The sequence below is a fragment of the Enterobacter sp. BNK-29 genome (assembly GCF_048684785.1).
Classification (GTDB): domain Bacteria; phylum Pseudomonadota; class Gammaproteobacteria; order Enterobacterales; family Enterobacteriaceae; genus Enterobacter; species Enterobacter cloacae_M.
In genome coordinates this window covers 1,716,734-1,742,400 of the sequence record NZ_JBLQTU010000001.1, presented here as the reverse complement: position 1 = coordinate 1,742,400, position 25,667 = coordinate 1,716,734, and the positions used below count along the sequence as shown (strand labels likewise).

General features: G+C 57.8%; 16 protein-coding genes. 11 read left to right on the top strand and 5 right to left on the bottom strand.

The genetic code is table 11. From position 1 onward, the window contains the following. The first annotated feature begins 99 nt into the window (after positions 1 to 99). The 6 genes from asd to glgP all read left to right on the top strand — a co-directional run bounded on the left by asd (position 100) and on the right by glgP (position 10,821). Positions 100 to 1,203: an aspartate-semialdehyde dehydrogenase gene (gene asd / locus ACMGGX_RS08340; RefSeq protein WP_420298261.1), complete on the top strand. Its 1,104-nt coding sequence runs from the start codon at positions 100 to 102 to the stop codon at positions 1,201 to 1,203. A 249-nt stretch (positions 1,204 to 1,452) separates the two neighbouring features. Further along, positions 1,453 to 3,639, top strand: coding sequence for a 1,4-alpha-glucan branching enzyme (glgB, locus tag ACMGGX_RS08335; protein WP_348562172.1), 2,187 nt, complete (start codon positions 1,453 to 1,455; stop codon positions 3,637 to 3,639). Further along, a complete protein-coding gene (gene glgX, locus ACMGGX_RS08330) occupies positions 3,636 to 5,609 on the top strand; it encodes a glycogen debranching protein GlgX (RefSeq protein WP_045888425.1) in 1,974 nt (657 codons plus the stop codon). The genes glgB and glgX overlap by 4 nt, the downstream gene beginning before the upstream one ends. A 17-nt stretch (positions 5,610 to 5,626) precedes the next feature. Then, positions 5,627 to 6,922 carry a glucose-1-phosphate adenylyltransferase gene (glgC, locus tag ACMGGX_RS08325; protein WP_008503066.1) on the top strand — a complete coding sequence of 432 codons (1,296 nt, stop codon included), beginning with the start codon at positions 5,627 to 5,629 and terminating at the stop codon, positions 6,920 to 6,922. Further along, positions 6,922 to 8,355 (top strand): glycogen synthase GlgA, encoded by a 1,434-nt coding sequence (gene glgA, locus ACMGGX_RS08320; protein WP_023309509.1) that lies wholly within the window; start codon positions 6,922 to 6,924, stop codon positions 8,353 to 8,355. Before glgC ends, glgA begins: the two co-directional genes overlap by 1 nt. 18 nt (positions 8,356 to 8,373) lie before the next feature. Further along, positions 8,374 to 10,821 (top strand): glycogen phosphorylase, encoded by a 2,448-nt coding sequence (gene glgP / locus ACMGGX_RS08315; protein WP_045355952.1) that lies wholly within the window; start codon positions 8,374 to 8,376, stop codon positions 10,819 to 10,821. A gap of 86 nt (positions 10,822 to 10,907) precedes the next feature. Here glgP and glpD read toward each other — a convergent pair whose 3' ends face one another. Next, a complete protein-coding gene (glpD, locus tag ACMGGX_RS08310) occupies positions 10,908 to 12,416 on the bottom strand; it encodes a glycerol-3-phosphate dehydrogenase (RefSeq protein ID WP_063408970.1) in 1,509 nt (502 codons plus the stop codon). A gap of 250 nt (positions 12,417 to 12,666) precedes the next feature. Here glpD and glpE point away from each other — a divergent pair, with 250 nt between their 5' ends. The 3 genes from glpE to ACMGGX_RS08295 are packed head-to-tail and all read left to right on the top strand — an operon-like array spanning position 12,667 to position 14,652. Continuing rightward, the gene (gene glpE / locus ACMGGX_RS08305) at positions 12,667 to 12,999 is read left to right on the top strand and encodes a thiosulfate sulfurtransferase GlpE (protein ID WP_006177908.1); all 333 of its coding nucleotides are present in this window, start codon (positions 12,667 to 12,669) and stop codon (positions 12,997 to 12,999) included. A gap of 47 nt (positions 13,000 to 13,046) precedes the next feature. After that, positions 13,047 to 13,877, top strand: coding sequence for a rhomboid family intramembrane serine protease GlpG (gene glpG, locus ACMGGX_RS08300; protein WP_420298260.1), 831 nt, complete (start codon positions 13,047 to 13,049; stop codon positions 13,875 to 13,877). Positions 13,878 to 13,893: 16 nt separating this feature from the next. Then, a complete protein-coding gene (locus ACMGGX_RS08295; protein WP_008503060.1) occupies positions 13,894 to 14,652 on the top strand; it encodes a DeoR/GlpR family transcriptional regulator in 759 nt (252 codons plus the stop codon). 98 nt (positions 14,653 to 14,750) lie between these two features. Here the strand turns inward: ACMGGX_RS08295 and malT are convergent, their stop codons facing one another. Further along, complete coding sequence (gene malT, locus ACMGGX_RS08290) at positions 14,751 to 17,456, bottom strand: HTH-type transcriptional regulator MalT (protein WP_063441643.1); 2,706 nt, start codon at positions 17,454 to 17,456, stop codon at positions 14,751 to 14,753. A 586-nt stretch (positions 17,457 to 18,042) separates the two neighbouring features. On the opposite strand from malT, the gene malP reads away from it, so the two are divergent. Together malP and malQ are read left to right on the top strand one after the other, a co-directional pair. Beyond that, entirely contained in the window at positions 18,043 to 20,436 is a 2,394-nt protein-coding gene (malP, locus tag ACMGGX_RS08285; RefSeq protein WP_348562174.1) for a maltodextrin phosphorylase, read from the top strand. 9 nt (positions 20,437 to 20,445) lie between these two features. Next, positions 20,446 to 22,524 (top strand): 4-alpha-glucanotransferase, encoded by a 2,079-nt coding sequence (malQ, locus tag ACMGGX_RS08280; protein ID WP_348562175.1) that lies wholly within the window; start codon positions 20,446 to 20,448, stop codon positions 22,522 to 22,524. A gap of 110 nt (positions 22,525 to 22,634) precedes the next feature. On the opposite strand, the gene gntT is transcribed toward malQ, so the two are convergent. The 3 genes from gntT to gntX form a co-directional block, all read right to left on the bottom strand. After that, positions 22,635 to 23,951, bottom strand: coding sequence for a gluconate transporter (gene gntT / locus ACMGGX_RS08275; RefSeq protein ID WP_063441650.1), 1,317 nt, complete (start codon positions 23,949 to 23,951; stop codon positions 22,635 to 22,637). Between the two features lie 390 nt (positions 23,952 to 24,341). Then, complete coding sequence (gene nfuA, locus ACMGGX_RS08270; protein ID WP_008503055.1) at positions 24,342 to 24,917, bottom strand: Fe-S biogenesis protein NfuA; 576 nt, start codon at positions 24,915 to 24,917, stop codon at positions 24,342 to 24,344. Between the two features lie 61 nt (positions 24,918 to 24,978). Further along, positions 24,979 to 25,662 (bottom strand): DNA utilization protein GntX, encoded by a 684-nt coding sequence (gntX, locus tag ACMGGX_RS08265; protein WP_133551025.1) that lies wholly within the window; start codon positions 25,660 to 25,662, stop codon positions 24,979 to 24,981. Between the last annotated feature and the right edge of the window lie 5 nt (positions 25,663 to 25,667).

Genomic DNA, 25,667 nt, shown 5'->3' with positions numbered 1-25,667 from the left:
TTCGCTTGCGACTTTGGCAGCATTTTGTAATGTGAAGCATATCCCAGTTCAATACTGGCTTGCACAATCAGCACACACCCTCAGCAGGAAAAAAATGCTATGAAAAACGTTGGTTTTATCGGCTGGCGCGGTATGGTCGGCTCTGTACTCATGCAACGCATGGTTGAAGAGCGCGATTTCGACGCTATCCGCCCGGTCTTCTTCTCCACTTCCCAGCTCGGCCAGGCTGCTCCGTCCTTTGGTGGTACCACAGGCACGTTGCAGGATGCTTACGATCTGGAAGCGCTGAAGGCACTCGACATTATTGTGACGTGCCAGGGCGGCGATTATACCAACGAAATCTATCCAAAGCTGCGTGAAAGCGGCTGGCAGGGCTACTGGATTGACGCGGCTTCTTCGCTGCGCATGAAAGACGATGCCATCATCATTCTCGACCCGGTAAACCAGGGCGTCATCACCGACGGCCTGAACAACGGCGTGAAAACCTTTGTCGGCGGTAACTGTACCGTCAGCCTGATGCTGATGTCCCTCGGCGGCCTGTTCGCGCAGGATCTTGTTGAGTGGGTCTCCGTGGCGACCTACCAGGCGGCGTCCGGCGGCGGCGCGCGTCATATGCGCGAGCTGCTGACCCAGATGGGCCAGCTGCACCACAGCGTCGCGACCGAGCTGGCAAACCCGGCATCCGCGATTCTGGATATCGAGCGTAAGGTCACTCAGCTGACCCGCAGCGGCGAGCTGCCGGTGGACAACTTCGGCGTACCGCTGGCCGGCGGCCTGATCCCGTGGATCGACAAACAGCTGGATAACGGCCAGACCCGCGAAGAGTGGAAGGGTCAGGCTGAGACCAACAAAATCCTCGCGACCGCGAACACCATTCCGGTTGACGGTCTGTGCGTGCGTATCGGCGCGCTGCGCTGCCACAGCCAGGCCTTCACCATTAAACTGAAAAAAGATGTGTCTATTCCGACCGTGGAAGAGCTGCTGGCCGCGCACAACCCGTGGGCGAAAGTGGTACCAAACGATCGCGATATCACCATGCGCGAGCTGACCCCGGCTGCCGTTACCGGCATGCTGACTACGCCGGTTGGCCGTCTGCGCAAGCTGAACATGGGGCCGGAGTATCTCTCCGCGTTCACCGTCGGCGACCAGCTCCTGTGGGGCGCCGCCGAGCCGCTGCGCCGCATGCTGCGCCAGCTGGCGTAATAATTTGTTAACTACCGGGGGTGATTTTCACCCCTTTTTTTTGCGTACTACATGGAGTAACACGCGTATGTCTTATTTTTTATCAGGAGTCATCTAGAGCGTTGGCTATGCTTTAAGGAAGAGTCATTTCTTACCTGAGGTTCGAACGGAGCAGAATGGATGCACATTTTTGTGCTGTCCCGTTCAGGTCACATTAAAAGTCGTCCCGGAGCGCTTAAAAAGGACGACATAAAAAACAGGATGAATACCATGTCCGATCGTGTGGATAGAGACGTGATTAATGCGCTTATTGCGGGTCATTTTGCTGACCCCTTTTCTGTGCTTGGGATGCATCAAACTGAGGATGGCCTTGAAGTTAGGGCACTGTTACCGGATGCCACAGAAGTCTGGGTGATTGAACCCAAAACCGGCCGCAAGGTCGGTAATCTTGAATGCCTCGATTCCCGTGGCTTCTTCTCGGGCGTCATGCCCCGCCGTAAAAACCCTTTTCGCTACCAGCTCGCCGTTCTCTGGCACGGTCAGCAAAACCTGATTGACGATCCTTACAGCTTCGGCCCTCTGCTTAAAGAGATGGACGCCTGGCTGCTCTCCGAAGGAACGCATCTTCGCCCTTATGAAACCCTGGGTGCCCATGCCGATACCATGGACGGCATTACCGGCACGCGGTTCTCCGTGTGGGCACCTAACGCCCAGCGCGTCTCCGTTGTCGGCCAGTTCAACTACTGGGACGGTCGCCGCCACCCGATGCGCCTGCGCCGGGAAAGCGGCATCTGGGAGCTGTTTATCCCCGGAGCGCACCCCGGGCAGCTTTATAAATTCGAGATGATCGACGCTAACGGCAAGCTGCGCATTAAAGCCGACCCGTATGCCTTCGAAGCGCAGATGCGCCCGGATACCGCGTCGCTGATTTGCGGCCTGCCGGAGAAGGTCGTCCAGACGGAGGAGCGTAAACAAGCCAACCGTTTTGACGCGCCCATCTCCGTCTATGAGGTACACCTTGGCTCCTGGCGTCGCCACACCGATAACAACTTCTGGCTGAGCTACCGTGAGCTTGCCGACCAGCTGGTGCCTTACGCCAAATGGATGGGCTTTACGCACCTTGAGCTGCTGCCGGTCAACGAGCACCCGTTCGACGGCAGCTGGGGCTATCAGCCCACCGGGCTGTATGCGCCAACGCGCCGCTTTGGCACCCGCGATGACTTCCGCTATTTCATTGATGCCGCGCACGCCGCCGGGCTGAACGTCATCCTCGATTGGGTGCCGGGCCATTTCCCTGCGGATGATTTCGCGCTGGCAGAGTTTGACGGCACGAAGCTGTACGAGCACAGCGACCCGCGCGAAGGCTATCACCAGGACTGGAACACGCTGATCTACAACTACGGTCGCCGTGAGGTTGCAAACTACCTGGTTGGGAATGCCCTGTACTGGATCGAGCGGTTTGGCATTGATGCCCTGCGCGTCGATGCGGTGGCGTCGATGATCTACCGCGACTACAGCCGCAAAGAGGGCGAGTGGATCCCGAACGAGTTTGGCGGCCGTGAAAACCTGGAAGCGATTGAATTCCTGCGCAATACCAACCGCATTATCGGCGAACAGGTGGACGGTGCCGTGACCATGGCGGAAGAGTCGACCGACTTTGCGGGCGTCTCCCGTCCGCCGTCATTAGGCGGCCTGGGGTTCTGGTATAAGTGGAACCTGGGCTGGATGCACGACACGCTCGACTACATGAAGCTGGATCCGGTTCACCGTAAGTATCATCACGATAAGCTGACGTTCGGGATGCTCTACAACTACACCGAAAACTTCATGCTGCCGCTGTCGCACGATGAAGTGGTGCACGGCAAAAAATCCATTCTTGACCGCATGCCGGGCGACGCGTGGCAGAAGTTTGCCAACCTGCGCGCCTACTACGGCTGGATGTTTGCCTTCCCGGGCAAGAAACTGCTGTTTATGGGCAATGAGTTCGCCCAGGGACGCGAGTGGAACCACGACGCCAGCCTCGACTGGCACCTGCTGGAAGGCGGCGACAACTGGCACCACGGGGTGCAGCGTCTGGTGCGCGACTTGAACCTGACCTACCGCCACCACAAAGCGCTGCACGAGCTCGACTTCGATCCGTACGGCTTTGAGTGGCTGGTAGTGGACGACCACGAGCGCTCGGTGTTTGTCTTTGTGCGTCGTGACAAAGCGGGTAACGAGATCGTCGTCGCCAGCAACTTCACGCCGGTGCCGCGCGAACACTACCGCTTCGGCATTAACCAGCCGGGCAAATGGCGCGAGATCCTGAATACCGACTCGATGCACTATCACGGCAGCAACGCCGGTAACGGCGGGCTTGTCCAGAGCGACGCCATCGAAAGCCACGGGCGACCCAACTCCCTGAGCCTGACGCTGCCGCCGCTTGGCACCATCTGGCTGATGCGGGAGGGCGAATGACGCAGCTTACGGCAGGTGAACCCGAACCGCTCGGCGCGCGTTTTGACGGAAAGGGTGTCAATTTCACCCTCTTTTCCGCTCATGCTGAGCGGGTAGAACTGTGCGTGTTTGATGGGGAAGGTAACGAGCACCGTTACGATTTACCCGCGCGCACGGGGGATACCTGGCACGGCTACCTGGCCGGAGGACGGCCAGGCATGCACTATGGATTTCGCGTACACGGTCCGTGGGATCCGGCGCAGGGCCACTGGTTTAACCCGGCGAAGCTGCTGATTGACCCGTGCGCGCACCGCGTGGACGGCGAATTTAAAGACGACCCGCTCTTCCACGTGGGCTACGGCGAGCCCGACCACCGCGACAGCGCGCCCGTCGCGCCAAAAAGCGTGGTGGTGAACGATCTTTATGACTGGGAAGACGATGCCCCGCCGCAGACGCCGTGGGGCAATACCGTCATTTATGAAGCCCACGTTAAAGGGCTGACGTACCTGCACCCGTCGATCCCAAAAGAGATGCGCGGCACCTATAAAGCGCTCGGGCATCCAACCATGATTGCCTACCTGAAGCACCTCGGCATCACCGCTCTGGAGCTGTTACCCGTCGCCCATTTCGCCAGCGAGCCGCGCCTGCAGCGGCTGGGGCTAAGCAACTACTGGGGCTACAACCCGCTGGCGATGTTCGCGCTTGAGCCACGCTATGCCGCCCATCCGGAAAAGGCGCGGGACGAATTTCGCGATGCGGTGAAGGCGCTTCATACGGCGGGCATTGAGGTCATTCTGGACGTCGTGCTGAACCACAGTGCCGAAAGCGATCTCGACGGTCCGACGCTCTCCATGCGCGGAATTGATAACCGTAGCTATTATTGGATCAGGCAGGATGGCGATTATGAGAACTGGACCGGCTGCGGTAACACGCTCAACCTCAGCCATCCGGCGGTCACGCATTTTGCTTATGAATGCCTGAAATACTGGGTGGAAACGTTCCACGTCGACGGTTTTCGTTTCGACCTGGCGCCCGTAATGGGGCGCACGCCGGCGTTCAGCCAGCAGGCTCCGCTGTTTGAGGCGATAAAAAACTGTCCGGTGCTTTCGCAGGTGAAGCTCATCGCGGAACCGTGGGACATCGGGGAAGGCGGTTATCAGGTCGGGAATTTCCCGCCGCTGTTTGCCGAGTGGAACGATCACTACCGCGATGCCGCGCGCCGCTTCTGGCTGGAACGGAACCTGTCGCTGGGGGAGTTCGCCGGACGCTTTGCCGCTTCAAGCGATCTCTTTAAGCGCGACGGCAAACGCCCGTCGGCCACCGTCAATCTGTTGACGGCACACGACGGTTTTACGCTCAGGGACTGCGTTTGTTTCAATCAGAAACACAATGAGGCAAACGGCGAAGAGAATCGCGATGGCACTAACAATAACCATAGCTTTAATCATGGTATAGAAGGGTTAGGCGGAAGCCTGGACGTCATCGAGCGGCGACGCGCCAGCGTTCATGCTTTGTTGACAACGCTTTTATTGTCGCAGGGCACGCCGATGCTGCTGGCAGGCGATGAACACGGCCATAGCCAGCACGGTAACAACAATGCGTATTGCCAGGACAACACGTTAACCTGGCTCGACTGGGGTGAAGCCAACAGCGGGCTGATTCATTTTACCGCTGCGCTGATCCATCTTCGCCAGCAGATCCCCGCGCTGACCGCCGACCGCTGGTGGGAAGAGGGTGACGGCAACGTTCGCTGGTTGAATCAAGACGCGCAACCCTTAAGCGCGCAAGAGTGGCAACACGGCGTACCACGCCTGCAAATCCTGCTGTCGGATAAATGGCTGGTCACGCTGAACGCGACGGATGACGTCGCAGAGATTGTTTTACCTGAAGGGGAATGGCGAGCTGTTCCCCCCTTTGCCGGAGCGGATAATCCGGTAGTAATGGCTGTCTGGCACGGGCCTGCGCACGGAGTGTGCGTATTCCAAAGATGATAAAAAAGGAGTTAGTCATGGTTAGATTAGAGAAGAACGATCCCTTAATGTTGGCGCGCCAGCTACCATTAAAAACGGTTGCCCTGATACTTGCGGGTGGACGTGGTACCCGTCTGAAAGATTTGACCATCAAGCGCGCGAAACCGGCTGTTCACTTTGGTGGTAAGTTCCGTATCATCGACTTTGCGCTCTCCAACTGTCTCAACTCGGGCATTCGCCGTATTGGCGTCATTACGCAGTATCAGTCGCACACGCTGGTTCAGCATATCCAGCGCGGTTGGTCATTCTTCAGCGAAGAGATGAACGAGTTTGTCGATCTCCTGCCCGCTCAGCAGCGCGTCCACGGCGAGAACTGGTACCGCGGAACGGCGGATGCGGTGACGCAGAACCTCGACATCATTCGCCGCTATAACGCGGAATACATCGTGATCCTCGCCGGGGACCATATCTACAAGCAAGATTACTCCCACATGCTCATCGACCACGTCGAAAAAGGGGCGCGCTGCACCGTAGCGTGTCTGCCTGTGCCCGTTGCTGAAGCGACGGCGTTTGGCGTGATGCACGTGGATGCCGACGACAAAATTATCGACTTTGTTGAAAAACCGGCTAACCCGCCAACTATGCCGGGCGATGACACCAAATCGCTCGCCAGCATGGGGATTTATGTCTTTGATGCAGATTATCTTTATGAGCTGCTGGAAGAGGACGACAAAGACGAAAACTCCAGCCACGACTTCGGTAAAGACATCATTCCGAAAATCACGAAAGCTGGCATGGCGTATGCACATCCTTTCCCGCTGTCCTGCGTGCAGTCCGACCCCAATGCGGAGCCTTACTGGCGCGATGTGGGAACCCTGGAAGCCTACTGGAAAGCGAACCTCGACCTGGCGTCAGTCACGCCTGAGCTGGATATGTACGACCAGAACTGGCCGATTCGTACCCATATGGAATCGCTGCCGCCGGCCAAATTCGTGCAGGACCGCTCCGGCAGCCACGGCATGACGCTGAACTCGCTGGTGTCCGGCGGGTGCATTATTTCAGGCTCGGTGGTGGTGCAGTCGGTGCTGTTCCCCCGCGTGCGGATAAATTCATTCTGTAATATCGATTCGGCAGTCTTACTGCCTGATGTCTGGGTAGGGCGCTCGTGCCGTCTGCGTCGCTGCGTTATCGATCGTGCCTGCGTCATCCCAGAAGGGATGGTGATTGGTGAGAACGCGGAAGAAGACGCGCGTCGTTTCTATCGTTCGGAAGAGGGGATCGTGTTAGTCACACGGGAAATGTTGCGGAAGCTGCAGATCAAACAGGAGCGATGATGCAGGTTTTACATGTATGTTCTGAGATGTTCCCGTTGTTAAAAACGGGCGGTCTGGCAGATGTTCTGGGTGCATTACCGGCAGCGCAAATCGCCGGAGGCGTGGATACCCGAGTCCTGCTGCCCGCCTTTCCGGATATCCGGCGCGGTATTCCCGATGCAAAAGTGGTGACCCGCCGTGAGACCTTCGCCGGACGCATCACCCTGCTGTTTGGACATTACAATGGCGTAGGGATTTACCTGATCGACGCGCCGCACTTATACGATCGACCGGGCAGCCCGTATCACGATACGAACCTGTTCGCCTACACCGATAACGTGCTGCGCTTTGCGCTGCTCGGCTGGGTCGGGGCAGAAATGGCGACGGGGCTGGATCCGTTCTGGCGCCCGGATGTGGTGCACGCGCACGACTGGCACGCCGGGCTTGCCCCGGCGTATCTCGCTGCGCGCGGCCATCCGGCGAAATCGGTCTTTACCGTGCACAACCTGGCGTATCAGGGGATGTACTATGCCCATCACATGAGTGAAATCGATCTGCCATTATCGTTCTATAACATGCACGGGCTGGAATTTAACGGGCAGATCTCGTTCCTGAAAGCCGGGCTCTATTACGCCGACCATATTACCGCCGTGAGCCCAACCTACGCGCGTGAGATCACCCAGCCGGAGTTTGGCTACGGTATGGAAGGGTTGCTGCAACAGCGCCACCGCGAAGGCCGCCTGTCGGGCATTCTGAACGGCGTGGATGAACAGATCTGGAGCCCGGAAACCGATCTCCTGCTGGCGGCGCGCTATGGACGTGATTCCGTGGAGGACAAAGCGGAAAACAAACGCCAGCTGCAGATTGCGATGGGCCTGAAGGTTAACGACAAAGTGCCGCTGTTCGCGGTGGTCAGCCGCCTGACCAGCCAGAAAGGGCTGGATCTGGTGCTGGAGGCGCTGCCCGGTTTACTGGAGCAGGGCGGACAGCTGGCGCTGCTCGGCGCGGGCGACCCGGTGCTGCAGGAAGGTTTCCTTGCCGCCGCGGCGGAACATCCGGGGCAGGTGGGCGTGCAGATTGGCTACCACGAAGCGTTCTCGCACCGAATCATGGGCGGCGCGGACGTCATCCTGGTGCCGAGCCGTTTCGAACCCTGCGGCCTGACGCAGCTTTATGGCCTGAAATACGGCACGCTGCCGCTGGTACGCCGCACGGGCGGACTGGCGGATACCGTATCCGATAGCTCTCTGGAAAACCTGGCGGACGGTATCGCCAGCGGGTTTGTCTTTGAGGACAGTAATGCCTGGTCGCTGCTTCGGGCGATTCGGCGTGCTTTCGTCTTGTGGTCCCGTCCATCGCTCTGGCGTTACGTTCAGCGTCAGGCGATGTCCATGGACTTTAGCTGGCATGTCGCGGCGCAGTCATACCGCGATCTCTATCAACGCTTGATGTAACGAGGCGAAGTTACTGATATGAACGCTCCATTTAGCTACTCTTCACCCACGCTCAGCGTTGAGGCGTTAAAGCACTCCATCGCCTACAAGCTGATGTTCACCATCGGGAAAGATCCGGTTATCGCCAACAAGCACGAGTGGCTGAACGCCACCCTGTTTGCGGTGCGTGACCGCTTAGTTGAACGCTGGCTGCGCTCAAACCGCGCCCAGCTCTCGCAGGAAACGCGTCAGGTTTACTACCTGTCGATGGAATTTTTGATTGGCCGCACGCTGTCAAACGCGCTGTTGTCGCTCGGTATTTATGACGACGTCAAAACCGCCCTGGAAGAGATGGGGTTAGATTTAGAAGAACTGATCGACGAAGAGAACGACCCGGGCCTCGGCAACGGCGGTCTGGGGCGTCTCGCCGCCTGCTTCCTCGACTCGCTGGCAACGCTGGCGCTGCCGGGCCGAGGCTACGGTATTCGCTACGACTACGGTATGTTCAAACAGAACATCGTCGACGGGCGCCAGAAAGAGTCGCCGGACTACTGGCTGGAGTACGGCAACCCGTGGGAGTTTAAGCGCCACAATACGCGCTACAAGGTGCGCTTTGGCGGGCGTATTCAGCAGGAAGGCAAAAAATCCCGCTGGGTAGAAACGGAAGAGATCCTGGCCGTGGCCTACGACCAGATTATCCCCGGATATGACACCGATGCCACCAACACGCTGCGCCTGTGGAGCGCCCAGGCCAGTAGCGAAATTAACCTCGGTAAATTCAACCAGGGGGACTACTTTGCGGCGGTGGAAGACAAAAACCACTCCGAGAACGTGTCCCGCGTGCTGTACCCGGATGACTCGACCTACTCCGGCCGCGAGCTGCGCCTGCGTCAGGAGTATTTCCTCGTTTCGGCGACCATTCAGGACATCCTCAGCCGCCACCATCAGCTGCACAAAACCTACGCCAACCTGGCGGAGAAAACCGCGATCCACCTTAACGACACCCACCCGGTGCTCTCCATTCCGGAGCTGATGCGTCTGCTGATTGACGAGCATAAGTTCAGCTGGGATGACGCGTTTGAAGTGACCTGTCAGGTGTTCTCCTATACCAACCACACGCTGATGAGCGAAGCGCTGGAAACGTGGCCGGTGGACATGCTCGGCAAAATCCTGCCGCGCCATCTGCAGATTATCTTTGAGATTAACGACTACTTCCTCAAGACCCTGCAGGAGCAATACCCGAACGATACCGGGCTGCTGAGCCGCGCTTCCATCATTGATGAATCGAACGGGCGCCGCGTGCGCATGGCCTGGCTGGCGGTCGTCATCAGCCACAAGGTCAACGGCGTGTCCGAGCTCCACTCGAACCTGATGGTGCAGTCGCTGTTTGCGGACTTCGCGAAGATCTTCCCGACGCGGTTCTGCAACGTGACCAACGGCGTCACGCCGCGCCGCTGGCTGGCGCTGGCCAACCAGCCGCTCTCTGAGGTGCTGGACGAGAATATCGGCCGTACCTGGCGTACCGATTTGAGCCAGCTGAGCGAGCTGGAACAGCATATTGATTTCCCGACGGTGAACAAAGCCGTGCGCGAAGCCAAGCTGCTGAACAAAAAGCGTCTGGCGGTCTGGCTGGCGATGCACCTCAACGTGGTGGCAAACCCGAAAGCGCTGTTCGACGTTCAGATCAAACGCATCCACGAATACAAGCGTCAGCTGATGAACGTGCTGCACGTGATCACCCATTACAACCGCATTAAGGCCGATCCAACGGCCGAATGGGTGCCGCGCGTGAAGATCTTCGCCGGTAAGGCGGCTTCCGCCTACTACATGGCGAAGCACATTATTCATCTCATCAACGATGTGGCGAAGGTGGTTAACCAGGATCCGGATATTGGCGACAAGCTGAAGGTGGTGTTCATTCCGAACTACAGCGTAAGCCTGGCGCAGATGATCATCCCGGCGGCGGATCTCTCTGAGCAGATTTCTACGGCGGGTACGGAAGCATCCGGCACCAGTAACATGAAGTTTGCCCTTAACGGCGCGCTGACTATTGGTACGCTTGACGGGGCGAACGTCGAGATGCTGGAGCACGTGGGCGAAGAAAATATTTTCATCTTCGGTAACACGACGGAAGAGGTGGAGGCGCTGCGCAGGAAAGGCTATTCGCCGCGTCAATATTACGAAGAGGATGAAGAGTTACGTCAGGTGCTGACGCAGATCGCGACCGGCGTGTTTAGCCCGGATGAACCGAGCCGCTATCGCGATCTGGTGGATTCGCTGATTAACTTTGGCGATCACTACCAGGTGCTGGCGGATTATCGCAGCTACGTGGACTGTCAGGATAAGGTTGACGAGCTGTACCGTCAGCAGGAGAAGTGGACCAGCGCCGCGATGTACAACATCGCCAATATGGGCTATTTCTCGTCAGACAGGACTATCAAGGAGTATGCCGAGACGATCTGGCATATTGATCCGGTGAGGTTGTAAAAACAAAGCCCGGTTGCGCTGCGCTTACCGGGCCTACGGGATCGAGTAGGCCGGGTAAGGCGGAGCCGCCACCCGGCTTTTTTTATTTACGACGCCAGTGATAACTCACGCTTTCCCGCATTTTGCAGCAACCACTGCGCCACGCGAGACTGCTGCTCGGCGTTGAGCCACATCCCTTCTTTGGTACGACGCCAGATAGCATCATCCAGGCGACGAACCCACTCGTGCTCAACCAGGTAGCGCAGCTCGGCTTCGTACAGCTCGTGGCCGAAATGCTCGCCCAGATCCGCAATGTCCTTCGCGTCGGCCAGGAACAGCTCGGTATTGCTGCCGTAGGTGCGGGCATAGTGGCGCGCCATCCCTTCGGTGATGAACGGGAAGCGACGGCGCAGCTTCGCGGCGTAATCATCGCGATTGTCGCCGATATCACCGCCGGGCAGTACCGCGCCTTTGGTCCATGCCGGGCCAATGCCTTTATAGTACGGCGCCAGTTTTTCCAGCGCGTGCTCGGCCAGCTTGCGGTAGGTGGTCAGCTTGCCGCCAAACACGGAAAGCAGCGGCGCCTGACCGTCAACGTCGTGAATATCGAGCGTGTAGTCGCGGGTAATCGCCTGCGGTGAATCAGACTCGTCATCGCACAGCGGACGCACGCCGGAGTAGGTCCAGACCACATCGTCGCGCGACAGCTGTTTCCTGAAGTGCGCGTTATACACTTTGAGCAGGTAGTTCACTTCGCTCTCGTCGATCTCGACGTTCTTCGGATCGCCTTTGTACTCCACGTCGGTGGTACCGATGATCGAGAATTCGTCCATCCACGGGATCACAAACACGATGCGCTTGTCTTCGTTCTGCAGAATGTAGGCCTGCTTCTGGGTATGCACGCGCGGCACCACAATGTGGCTGCCCTTGATCAGGCGAATGCCGTACGGCGAAGGCAGATGCATGCCGTCGTCGAAGAACTGCTTCACCCACGGGCCGGTAGCGTTCACCAGGCCGCGCGCTTTCCAGCTGAATTTCTCGCCGGTATCGATATCTTCCGCTTCCACAATCCACAGGCCGTTTTCACGACGGGCAGAGGTCGCACGGGTACGGGTTTTCACCTCGCCACCTTTCTTCTCGACCATCTGGGCATTCGCCAGCACCAGGCGCGCATCGTCTACCCAGCAGTCGGAATATTCGAAACCGCGCACGATTTCAGGCTTAAGGACCGACTCTGAGCCAAAACGCAAACCTTTCGAACCCGGGAGGCTGGTGCGTTTACCCAGATGGTCGTACATAAACAGACCGATTCGGATCATCCACGCCGGACGCAGATGCGGGCGATGGGGCAGGCGGAAGCGCATCGGAATCGCCAGATGCGGTGCCATCTTCAGCAGCACTTCACGTTCGGCCAGTGCTTCACTGACCAGGCGGAATTCGTAGTGTTCCAGGTAGCGCAGGCCACCGTGAATCAGTTTGGAGCTGGCGGACGATGTCGCGCAGGCGAGATCGTTAGCTTCCAGCATCAGTACGGATAAACCGCGTCCTGCGGCATCGACCGCAATACCGGCACCGTTGATGCCACCGCCTATCACAATCAGATCTTTGGTTTCCATAACACCCTCATGCACTTTCGTTAAAGCTCAGAAATGTTCGATATCGCTCATAATAGCAAAGGAACGCGCTTTTGGTAACATCAAAAAAACAATTTAGAGTGATATGGATAACATAATGGCGTTTACCCGCCGCCAGGACGTACACTACGGGGTAAAATAGTGCGACTAACTTTTCTCCCTCTCCCCGTGGGAGAGGGCTGGGGTGAGGGCATCAGCGCGCACCCAACCTGAACAACAGAAAGAGAACACCATGGATCAGTTTGAATGTATTAACGTAGAAGAAGCCCACCAGAAGATGCACCAGGGAAAAGCGGTGCTGGTGGACATCCGCGATCCGCAGAGTTTTGCGATGGGCCACACGCCGGGCGCGTTTCATCTCACTAACGACACGCTGGGCGCGTTTATGCGCGATAACGACTTCGAGACGCCGGTGATGGTCATGTGCTACCACGGCAACAGCAGCAAGGGCGCGGCGCAGTATCTGCTTCAGCAGGGCTACGATGCGGTATACAGCGTCGACGGCGGCTTCGATGCCTGGCATCGTCATTTCCCGGCAGAAGTGGAATACGCTTTTGAGCGCTGATCCCGCTATACTGTCCCCTTTTGTGTGGAAATAAGCGACCGCTGCCCATGTTGATGATCACCTCTTTTACCAACCCGCGCGTCGCCCAGGCGTTTGTCGACTATATGGCGACGCAGGGCGTTATTCTGACCATTCAGCAACATACGCAGACCGACGTCTGGCTGGCCGACGAGAGCCAGGCCGCGCGCGTAAACGAAGAGCTGGCGCGTTTTCTTGAGAACCCCGGCGACCCGCGCTATCTGGCGGCCAGCTGGCAGTCCGGGCAGACCGACAGCGGACTGCACTACAGCCGTTTTCCCTTCCTCGCCACCATCCGCGAGCGCGCCGGCCTGTTTACGCTGCTGCTGATGGCGGCCTGCATTATCGTCTTCATTATTATGAACGTGGTGGGCGACCAGAGCGTGATGATTGCTCTGGCCTGGCCCTATGACCCGTCTCTTGAGTTTGACGTCTGGCGCTACTTTAGCCACGCGCTGATGCACTTCTCGGTGATGCATATTCTCTTCAACCTGCTCTGGTGGTGGTATCTCGGCGGCGCTGTTGAAAAGCGTCTGGGCAGCGGCAAGCTGATCGTTATCACCCTTATCAGCGCCCTGCTGAGCGGCTATGTGCAGCACAAGTTCAGCGGGCCGTGGTTCGGCGGGCTGTCGGGCGTCGTGTATGCCCTGATGGGCTATGTCTGGCTTCGCGGGGAGCGCGATCCGGAAAGCGGCATTTATCTGCAGCGCGGATTAATAACCTTTGCGTTAATATGGCTAATTGCCGGATGGTTTGATCTGTTTGGTATGTCTATCGCCAACGGTGCACACGTTGCCGGGCTGGCCGTGGGGCTGGCGATGGCCTTTGCCGACACGCTCCATGCGCGAAAACGAACATAATTCTCAGGGATAATTGATGAAACAAACACAACGTCATGACGCTATTATCGAACTGGTAAAAAAACAGGGATACGTCAGCACCGAAGAGCTGGTGGAGCAGTTTGCCGTCAGCCCACAAACCATCCGTCGTGACCTGAACGACCTGGCCGATCAGAACCGCATTCTTCGCCACCACGGCGGGGCGGCGCTGCCGTCCAGTTCAGTCAATACCTCCTGGCATGACCGTAAAGCCACGCAGACGGCTGAGAAAGAGCGCATTGCCCGCAAGGTCGCCAGCCAGATTCCTAACGGCGCGACGCTGTTTATTGATATTGGCACCACGCCGGAAGCGGTCGCCCATGCGCTGCTGGATCACGAGAACCTGCGCGTGGTCACGAACAACCTGAACGTGGCCAATACCCTGATGCAGAAAGACGACTTCCGCATCATCCTCGCGGGCGGCGAACTGCGCAGCCGCGACGGCGGGATTATCGGCGAAGCGACCCTCGATTTTATCTCTCAGTTCCGCCTCGACTTCGGCATTCTCGGGATCAGCGGCATCGACAGCGACGGCTCGCTGCTGGAGTTTGATTATCACGAGGTGCGCACCAAGCGCGCGATTATTGAAAACTCACGCCACGTGATGCTGGTGGTGGACCATTCGAAGTTTGGCCGAAATGCGATGGTAAACATGGGCAGCATCAGCATGGTGGATGCGGTCTACACCGACGTGATGCCGCCAGCGGGCGTGATGCAGGTGATTAAGGATAATAATTTGCAGCTGGAATTGTGCTAGGACTTGTGTCGGGTGGCGCTGCGCTCACCCGACCTACAAAACTTTCTCCCTCTCCCTGTGGGAGAGGGCCGGGGTGAGGGCATCAGGCCGCACAAAACCTAAACGCCATACCCCATCATCTTCAACAGCTGCTGCGCATGCTGTACCGCATCCTGACGATGCGCCACGCCCAGCTTCTGATACAGATTGCGGATATGCGTTTTGATGGTGGTCGCCGCCACCGCCAGCTCGCCGGCAATCTGCTCGTTGCTGTAGCCTGAATAGATCAGCCCCAGAACCTGCCATTCGCGCTGCGTGAGCGGGCTGGTGCGGATAAGCTCCGGCACTTCCGGGTGGTTCAGCAGACGTTCAACGAAGTTCTCATCAAAATGCGCAAACTTGTGCCGATGATGCTGGTTTATCTCGCGCAGAATGCGCTGGGCGCGATGCTGATCCAGCTCCGGCAGCGTGTTGAGCTGAATAAGCTGACGCAGCTGCTGCGCCATCACTTCACCTTCAATCACAAAGTGGCTGATAAACCCGGTGCGGTTAGCCAGCTGCAGCGCTTCCAGCAGCACGCGCTGGGCATCGTTTTTACGACCCGCCTGCCAGTAAAGCTGGTTCAGCAGCAGCAGGTTACGGTTCAGGTCGCTCATCAGACGCAGGCTGCGCGCGTTCTCGTTCAGCTCTTCCAGCACAATCTCTGCGGGCTCTAAATCACCGAGCAGGATCTGCGCGCGGGCAATGTTGCGCCACTGGCTCTGCAGGAAGTGGTTGTTAGCAAATTCCGGTTTTGGCGTCTGACGCAGCCAGTTGGCGGCGGATTTTTTATCGCCGGTCATCTGCCAGTAAATCACCCGGACCTTATCGGCGTTAGAGACCCAGTCGCTATGATACTGACCGTTGCCGAGCAGGTTCTCCAGGCGGTTCAGATGGTTGCGGGCGTTATCGAGATCGCCGCGCGCCAGCGAACACTGCACCAGCAGCGCCAGGCACTGCAGCTGCTGCTGAGGCTGAAAGCTGGAAAGGACATCCACACCCTGGCGGGCGCAGCTTTCCGCTTCATCCAGACGCGACCATGCCCACAGCAGCTGAGCGCGAATACGCAACAGGAACTCGTGCATCGGCAGCTGTTCCAGATGCTGTTCACGAATCAGCTGGAACGCTTTTTCCTGGTTTTCCCAGGCGGCCTGCAGGAACCCCTGTGCGAATAAAATCTCGCTCTGTTGGATCAGGCTCCACAGCGCGTAATGCCAGACATCATGACGACGCGCCATCTGTTCGGTTTGCTGCATCAGTGAAAGCGAACGCGTGAGGTCGCCTTTGCAGTGCAGCACTTCACCGTGCACCGAGGTCGCAACGATGCGGCTGTAGAAGTTAGCCAGCGGCAGCTCGTCCAGCGCGACCATCGCCAGCCGTTCAGCTTCGTCCGGGTCGCCGTCGTTAATGGCCACCTGAGCGCGCAGCGCGTTAAATTCGCCGTGCAGGGTGGTATCCATTTCGCTTTCCATCTCCTGCTCGGCGCGCGCCAGCAGGGTGTTCACTTCGCTGTAGCGGTGCTGGCTCTGCATCAGCCAGGCCTGCAGCAGCACCAGACGCGGGTTCTCCAGCAGGCTTTCCCACGGCAGGGCTTTGAGAGACTCTTCCAGCAGCGTCAGCTCGCTGTGGTTAAACAGGCCCCACGCATGGTTGAGGAGGATATCGCGCAGCATGCTGGCATCACCGGCGGCCAGCGCGTGGTGGATGGCCTCGCTCGGGAAGCCTTGCGCCATCCAGCTTTCGGCAGCGGCGCGGTGGATCTCCGGCAGTTCAACCGCCAGTTCCCACTGACAGCGCTGGCGCAGGAAGCTGCCAAACAGCGGGTGATAGCTAAACCACTCGCCGGGATCGTCCATGCGCGTCAGGAAAAGGCCCTGACGTTCAATCTCTTCGAGCTGCAGCTGGCCGTTTTCACACCCCGTCACGCGCACGATGAGCGCATCGTTCATGGAGCGCAGCAGCGAGCTTTTCAGCAGGAAATTACGCGTCGAGGGATCGACGCTGTCCAGCACCTCATCCACCAGGTAGTCAGAAAGGTGACTGGCGTTGATGCCCGCCAGACGCCGGGCGGACTGATGCGCCGGACTGTTGTTTTGTCGGGCAGAGAGCGCGATAAGCTGCAGCGCCGTGGCCCAGCCGGCAACGTCATCACACAGACGGCTGCTCTCGGCGGCCTCAATCGGTGATGTCAGGCGGCAGTCAAAGAACTGTTTCGCTTCCTGGTGGGTAAAGGCCAGCTGCTGGCTGCCCACTTCCAGAAGCTGATCGCGCACGCGCAGGTTGGCAATGCCCAGCTGCGGCAGGTTGCGTGACAGCACCACTAAAGTCAGGTTTTCCGGCTGATGGCGCAGGAAGAAGCGCATCGATTCATGAATCACCGGGTTAGTGATGAGATGGTAATCATCGATCACCACGTAAAGCGGGCGATGCCATTCGGCCAGTTCGATAAACAGCTGAGAGAAAAGGGAGGACAGGCTGGCGTACTGGCGCTTTTGCACCATCACCTCACTGGCGACGCAGTGTCCATGGGTGGCTTGCTGTATGGCGGCAATCAGATAGCTGGCAAAACGCTCCTGCTGGTTATCACCCTCATCGAGGGAGTACCAGCCAAGATCGCTTTTACCCGCGGCCCATTGCGAAATGAGCGTTGTTTTTCCATAGCCTGCAGGACTCGTAACCAGCGCCAGTCGGAAATTATGCGCGCCGGAAAGTTTAGCCAACAGACGCTCGCGGACCACTGTATGGTCAAGACGAACCGGGCGACTTAATTTAGACGGAATCAACATAGGTTTCACTTCACTGTGGGGAACGAGAGTTTTTATTTTTTTTGCGCTTCGTAATTAATACGATATAAGGTCGAACAGAAAGAGAACTATTGCAAGTTATGTCTGGGTTTTGTGGTTCTGAATTTGCACTCTGTCACAAAACATTCAGGCAAATGTTGGAACTTTCTCGAAAGGGCCGTAACGCCGCGTCACTGCTGGATTGTCTGTATACATTGCCGCTGCGCTGAAACTGGTTTCAGAAAGGTATAGTGACGTCAAATTTAATAAAGTGCGGGTAAAGTTGAGTGAGAGTAATAGTCTCCGGAAATGTAACCCGATGACTAAATTATTATTCTACGTAAGTAATCATTTCAGAACGGATTAATTTCACCCGAAACTGCATTTCATTTCTTTGACATTCTCCCCGGTTACTTTTTTATCTTCCGGGCACACTCGAACTATGCTCTGAGAGTGGCCTCGATCACACTTTTATGCTCATCCCCGCTACTCCTCCCTGTCTAATCCCCCACAGGAGGAGGAAGAGGGGAAATGAGCCAGGCACACTAGCGCCAACTTGTGTTTTCTTTCTAAAGGATGCCGATCCCCTATGTCACAGCCTACCTTCAACAAAGCTCAATTCCAGGCTGCCCTGACGCGTCAGTGGCAGCGTTTTGGCCTTCATGCTGCAAACGAGATGACGCCTCACCAGTGGTGGCAGGCCGTGAGCGGTGCGCTCGCAGAGCAGCTGGATGCTCAACCGGTGGCGAAGCCTGTTAAGGGCCAGCGTCACGTGAACTATATCTCGATGGAATTCCTGATTGGCCGCCTGACGGGCAACAACCTGTTGAACCTTGGCTGGTATCAGGACGTCGGTGACGTCCTCAAAGAACACGACATTAACCTGACCGACCTGCTCGAAGAAGAGATTGACCCGGCGCTGGGCAACGGCGGCCTGGGACGTCTGGCAGCCTGTTTCCTTGACTCCATGGCGACCGTCGGCCAGTCGGCGATTGGCTATGGCCTGAACTATCAGTACGGCCTGTTCCGTCAGTCGTTTGCCGATGGTCATCAGATGGAAGCGCCGGACGACTGGCATCGCAATACCTATCCGTGGTTCCGCCACAACGCGCAGCTGGATGTGCAGGTCGGTATTGGCGGGAAAGTGACAAAGCAGGGGCTCTGGGAACCGGCGTTCACCATCACCGGTGAAGCCTGGGATCTGCCGGTGCTCGGCTACCGTAACGGCGTGGCGCAGCCGCTGCGTCTGTGGCAGGCGAAGCACGCGCATCCGTTTAACCTGACCAAATTTAACGACGGCGATTTCCTGCGCGCCGAGCAGCAGGGCATCGACGCCGAGAAGCTGACCAAAGTCCTCTACCCGAACGACAACCACCTGGCCGGTAAAAAGCTGCGCCTGATGCAGCAGTACTTCCAGTGCGCCTGCTCCGTGGCGGACATTCTGCGTCGCCATCACCTGGCGGGCCGCAAGCTGGCGCAGCTGCCGGACTTCGAAGTGATTCAGCTCAATGACACGCACCCGACCATTGCGATCCCGGAACTGCTGCGCGTGCTGATCGACGAGCACCAGCTGAGCTGGGACGACGCCTGGGCCATCACCAGCCGTACCTTTGCCTACACCAACCACACCCTGATGCCAGAGGCGCTCGAGTGCTGGGATGAGAAGCTGGTGAAAACGCTGCTGCCGCGCCACATGCAGATCATCAACAAGATTAACGACCAGTTTAAAATCCTGGTGGATAAAACCTGGCCAGGCAACAAGGCGGTCTGGGCGAAGCTGGCGGTGGTTCACGATAAGCATGTGCGCATGGCGAACATGTGCGTGGTCAGCGGCTTTGCGGTGAACGGCGTGGCGGCGCTGCACTCGGATCTGGTGGTCAAAGATCTCTTCCCGGAATACCACCAGCTGTGGCCGACCAAATTCCACAACGTGACCAACGGCATCACGCCGCGTCGCTGGATCAAGCAGTGCAACCCGCTGCTGGCCGGTCTGCTGGATAAGACCCTGAAGAAAGAGTGGGCCAACGATCTGGACCAGCTCATCAACCTGGAAAAACAGGCTGACGACGCGAAGTTCCGCGAGCAGTACCGCGCGATCAAGCTGGAGAACAAGGTTCGCCTGGCGGAGTTTGTGAAAGTGCGTACCGGGATTGAGATCAACCCGAATGCCATTTTCGACATTCAGATCAAACGTCTGCACGAATACAAACGCCAGCACCTGAACCTGCTGCACATTCTGGCGCTGTACAAAGAGATCCGCGAGAACCCGCAGGCCGACCGCGTGCCGCGCGTGTTCCTGTTCGGTGCGAAAGCGGCGCCGGGCTACTACCTGGCGAAAAACATTATCCTCGCCATCAATAAAGTGGCGGCGGCGATCAACAGCGATCCGAAAGTGGGCGACAAGCTGAAGGTGGTGTTCCTGCCGGACTACTGCGTCTCGGCGGCTGAAATGCTGATCCCGGCGGCGGATATTTCCGAGCAGATCTCGACGGCAGGGAAAGAGGCGTCCGGTACCGGCAACATGAAGCTGGCGCTGAACGGCGCGCTGACCGTCGGTACGCTCGACGGGGCCAACGTCGAAATCGCCGAGAAGGTGGGTGAAGAGAACATCTTTATTTTCGGCCACACCGTGGAAGAGGTGAAAGCCATCAAGGCTAAAGGCTATGACCCGGTGAAATGGCGTAAGAAAGACAAAGTGCTCGACGCGGTGCTGAAGGAGCTGGAAAGCGGTAAATACAGCGACGGCGACAAGCACGCGTTTGACCAGATGCTGCACAGCATGGACAAACACGGCGGTGACCCGTATCTGGTAATGGCGGACTTCACGGCCTACGTTGAAGCGCAAAAGCAGGTCGACGTGCTGTATCGCGACCAGGAGGCGTGGACCCGCGCGTGCATTCTGAACACTGCCCGCTGCGGTATGTTCAGCTCTGACCGTTCAATCCGTGATTATCAGGCCCGTATCTGGCAGGCAAAACGCTAAGGAAGCGCGATGGAGAGTAAACGTCTGGACAGCGCCGCGCAGGCGGCGGGGATCAGCCTCAGTTACATTAATGCGCACGGCAAACCGCAGTCTATTGGCGCCGACACCAAAAGACGTTTGCTGGATGCCATGCACAAAGCCGACGCGAAAGCGTCGGTTGCGCCGGTGCCGAACGTGAAGGTGTTCACCGCAGGCAAAAAGATGCCGGTGGCGGTGGAGGGGCGCGGCGAGTTTAGCTGGCTGCTTACCACCGAAGAGGGGCATCAGCATAAAGGCCACGCCACCGGCGGCAAAACGTTAAACCTTCCGGCGAAGCTGCCGGAGGGGTATCACACCTTAACGCTCACCCAGGACGATCGTCGTTTCCACTGCCGGGTGATCGTCGCGCCAAAACGCTGCTACGAGCCGCAGGAGCTGCTCGAAGGCAAAAAGCTGTGGGGTGCCTGCGTGCAGCTCTACACCCTGCGCTCCGACAGCAACTGGGGCATCGGTGATTTTGGCGATCTGAAAAAGATGCTGGTGGACGTAGGCGAGCGCGGCGGCGCGTTCATCGGGCTCAACCCGATCCACGCGCTCTATCCGGCCAACCCGGAGAGCGCCAGCCCGTATAGCCCGTCGTCCCGCCGCTGGCTGAACGTGATTTATATCGACGTTAACGCGTTAGATGACTTCAAAAACAGCAAAGAGGCGCAGGCGTGGTGGAAACTCAGCACCACGCAGCAGGCACTGAAGCAGGCGCGCGACGCGGACTGGGTGGACTATTCCACCGTCACGGCGCTGAAAATGGCCGCGCTGCGTCTGGCGTGGAAAGGTTTTTCGCAGCGCGATGACGAGCAGATGGCCGCGTTCCGCCAGTTTGTGATGCAGGAGGGCGAGAGCCTGTACTGGCAGGCGGCGTTTGATGCGCTGCACGCGTATCAGGTGAAAGAGGACGAAATGCGCTGGGGCTGGCCGGTCTGGCCGGAAGCGTATCAGTCCGTCGACACGCCTGAAGTAAAAGCGTTCTGTAAAAAATATGCCGATGAAGTGGACTTCTACCTGTGGCTGCAGTGGCTGGCGTACAGCCAGTTTGCAGCCTGCTGGCAGGTGAGCCAGGGCTATAAGATGCCGATCGGCCTGTATCGCGATCTGGCCGTGGGCGTGGCGGAAGGCGGCGCGGAAACCTGGTGCGACCGCGAGCTTTACTGTCTGAAAGCCTCCGTCGGCGCGCCACCGGATATCCTTGGCCCGCTCGGCCAGAACTGGGGATTGCCGCCGATGGATCCGCACGTCATGGCGGCGCGCGCCTACGAGCCGTTCATCGACCTGCTGCGCGCGAACATGCAGAACTGCGGCGCGCTGCGTATCGACCACGTGATGTCCGTGCTGCGACTGTGGTGGATCCCGTACGGTGAAACGGCCGATCACGGGGCGTACGTGCAGTATCCGGTTGACGATCTGCTGTCGATCCTGGCGCTGGAAAGTAAGCGCCATCAGTGCATGGTGATCGGTGAAGATCTCGGTACCGTGCCGGTGGAAATTGTCAGCAAGCTCCGCGACAGCGGCGTCTACTCCTATAAAGTGCTCTATTTTGAAAACGACCATGAGAAAACCTTCCGCGCGCCGAAAGCGTACCCTGAACAGTCAATGGCAGTCGCGACGACGCATGACCTTCCTACGCTTCGTGGCTATTGGGAAAGCGGCGATCTGACGCTCGGTAAAACGCTGGGTCTGTATCCTGATGAAGAGGTTCTGCGCGGGCTGTATCAGGATCGCGAGCTCTCCAAACAGGGGCTGCTGGATGCGCTGCACAAGCAGGGCTGTCTGCCGAAACGTGCCGGACATAAGGCGTCATTGATGTCGATGACCGCGACCCTTAATCGCGGCCTGCAGCGCTATATTGCCGACAGCAACAGCGCCCTGCTGGGCCTGCAGCCGGAAGACTGGATTGATATGGCGGAGCCGGTGAACATTCCGGGCACCAGCTATCAGTACAAGAACTGGCGTCGCAAGCTGTCCACAACGCTTGAGAAGATGTTTGCCGATGATGGGGTGAACAAGCTGATTAAGGATTTGGACAAGCGGCGAAAAGCAGCCGCGAAGAAGTGATAAAAAACCCGCCAGTGGCGGGTTTTTTATTGCCCGGTGGCGCTACGCTTACCGGGCCTGCATGGATCGAGTAGGCCGGGTAAGCGTCAGCGCCACCCGGCTTTTGTACATCAAACCACCATATTCAACAGCAGCACCCCGACCAGACCACACACCGAAATAATGGTTTCCAGCGCGGACCAGGACTTGATGGTTTCACCGATCGTCAGGTTGAAGTACTCCTTGAACAGCCAGAAGCCAGGGTCGTTAACGTGAGAGAAAATCACGCTACCGGAACCGACTGCGATAACCATCAGCTCAGGGCTTACGCCCGTGGTCGCAATCAGCGGGGCAACGATACCGCCCGCGGTGATCGCCGCAACGGTCGCAGAACCCAGCGCAATACGCAGAACCGCGGCAATAGACCAGGCCATCAGGAGCGGCGATACGTTGGTTTCATGCATCATGGCAGCGATGTATTTGTCCACGCCGCTGTCGACCAGAACCTGCTTGAATGCACCGCCGCCGCCGATGATCAGGAGCATCATGGCAATGATTTTGATGGAAGAGGTCAGCGTGTCGTTGATCTGATCCATTGAACGGCCGCGGTTCAGGCCGAAGGTGAACATCGCGATCAGCACGGCAATCAGCGTTGCCATTACCGGGTCACCCAGGAATTCCGCAACGGACAGGAACGGATGACCTTTCGGCAGGATCATCTCCGCCACGGCGCGCATCGCCATCAGGATCACCGGTACCAGAGAGGTCCAGACGCTGACGCCAAAGCCAGGCATCTCTTCTTCGGTGAAGGTTTTGGCGCTGTACAGACCTTCCGGAATCGGCTTATCAATGCCTTTCAGGAAGCGGGCATAAACCGGGCCCGCCAGAATCACGGTTGGGATCGCCAGAATTGTACCGAACAGCAGGGTTTTACCCATATCCGCGTGGAAGATGGTTGCGATAGCGGTTGGACCCGGGTGCGGCGGCAGGAAGCCGTGGGTCACGGACAGCGCCGCAGCCATTGGCACACCGACATACAGCAGCGGGATGTTTGCCGCAGCCGCGATGGTGAACACCAGCGGCAGCATCAGCACGAAGCCCACTTCATAGAACAGCGCGAAGCCGACGGTAAAACCGGTTAACACCACGGCCCACTGAATGTGCTGTTTACCGAATTTGGCAATCAGGGTGGTGGCAATACGCTGTGCGCCTCCGCAGTCCGCCAGCATTTTGCCGAGCATGGCGCCGAAGCCCATGATCAGCGCCAGGCTGCCGAGCGTGCCGCCGACGCCGGCTTTGATGGAACTGATAACTTTAACCAGCGGCATACCCTGCATCAGACCGACTGCAAGTGCCACCAGAACCAGAGCGATAAATCCGTTCATTTTGAAACGGATCATCAAGAGCAGTAATAACACAACACCGATAGCAACGATGACTAATGGCATGATTTACCTGGCCTTTGAATTGTTATGGGTAACGTCATTGTTTCAACGACAAATTCCGATTGTCCCAACTGGGAACAGAGTGTTAACGGCACTCATACTGATGCCTTCGAAACCATTAAGTTTAGTCGGCTGTTATAAGGATGCTGAGTGCCCACGAGAATGATACGGGTAACATGGCGCGATTGAGAATCACCCTGGGAGGCTAAATTTGAATTATGAGACGCAGGTCAACATATGGGAGGTAAACGCAAAACGGTAACCACGAGGTTACCGTTTTTAATGTTTTCACCCTCTCCCGTGGGAAGAGGGTCGGGGTGAGGGCATCAGACCTCACTATTTCTGTAGGCCCGGTAAGCGCAGCGCCACCGGGCGATACAGACGGATACTGAATTAGTAGTAAGAGTGCTCGCCGCGCTGGTGCTCGGTCAGGTCACGCACGCCTTTCAGTTCCGGGAACTCGTTCAGCAGCTGCTTCTCGATCCCTTCTTTCAGCGTCACATCGACCATGGAACAGCCGTTACAGCCGCCGCCAAACTGCAGAATGGCAAAACCTTCGTCGGTGATTTCCATCAAGGAAACACGACCGCCGTGGCCCGCCAGCTGTGGGTTGATCTGGGATTGCAGCAGATACTCAACGCGCTCCATCAGCGGGGCATCGTCAGACACTTTACGCATTTTCGCGTTCGGTGCTTTCAGGGTCAGCTGAGAACCCAGCTGGTCGGTGACGAAGTCGATCTCCGCATCTTCAAGATACGGTGCGCTTAGCTCATCAACGTAGGCGGTGAGCTGCTCAAATTTAAGGGCAGTGTCAGTGGCTTCCACAGCGTCCGGAGGACAATAAGAAACACCACATTCTGCATTCGGAGTGCCTGGATTAATCACAAACACGCGGATCTGCGTCCCTTCTTCCTGATTTGCCAGCAGTTTGGCAAAGTGCGCTTGTGCAGAATCGGAAATACGGATCATAGCTTTGGCCTAATAGTTGACTAAATTACCTGGGTATAATCATACGCCCATTGAAGAAGGGCTACAAGGTACGGCACAGACACCATACCTGAACCGACGCGGCGCCGCTTCGCAAAAGCAGTCGGGAAAGTTCAGCAACGGTACTGCCCGTGGTGACGACATCATCCACAATCGCGATATGGAGACCGTCGACCGGCAATTCAAGGCGAAAGGCATTTTTGAGGTTTCTTTTGCGCAGCCGGGCGCTGAGCTGATGCTGGATGGCGGTGGCATGAACGCGTGTCAGCGCGCGGGCCTCATACCGGCAGCCGAGCCACCGCGCGAGGGGACGGCAGAGCAGGTCGCTCTGGTTATAGCCGCGCCGCCAGTGCCGACGTCGATATAAAGGGACATTCACCACCATGTCGATTTTCGCCAGAGCCCGCTGACGTCTCGCCTGCAAAACCGCCAGCAACAGCAGTCGGGCAAGGGGCTGTGCCAGCGAGCTCTGCCCGGAAAACTTCAGCGCATGAACCAGTCTGCTCAGCGGGGGGACATAATCATCCACGGCCACCAGCGCGCTCCACGGCGGGGATTTTTTCAGGCAGCGGCCACAGGGCAACGAGGGGTTTGTGGCCGGTAAACCACATTGTGGACAGATCCCGATACGCCATTCCAGCGCTCGCGTGCAGACGGAGCAGACGCCCCACCCGCTGAGCGCCAGCGGCATTTGGCATAGCCAGCACAAGCCGGGTACTGTTAGCATGTGCA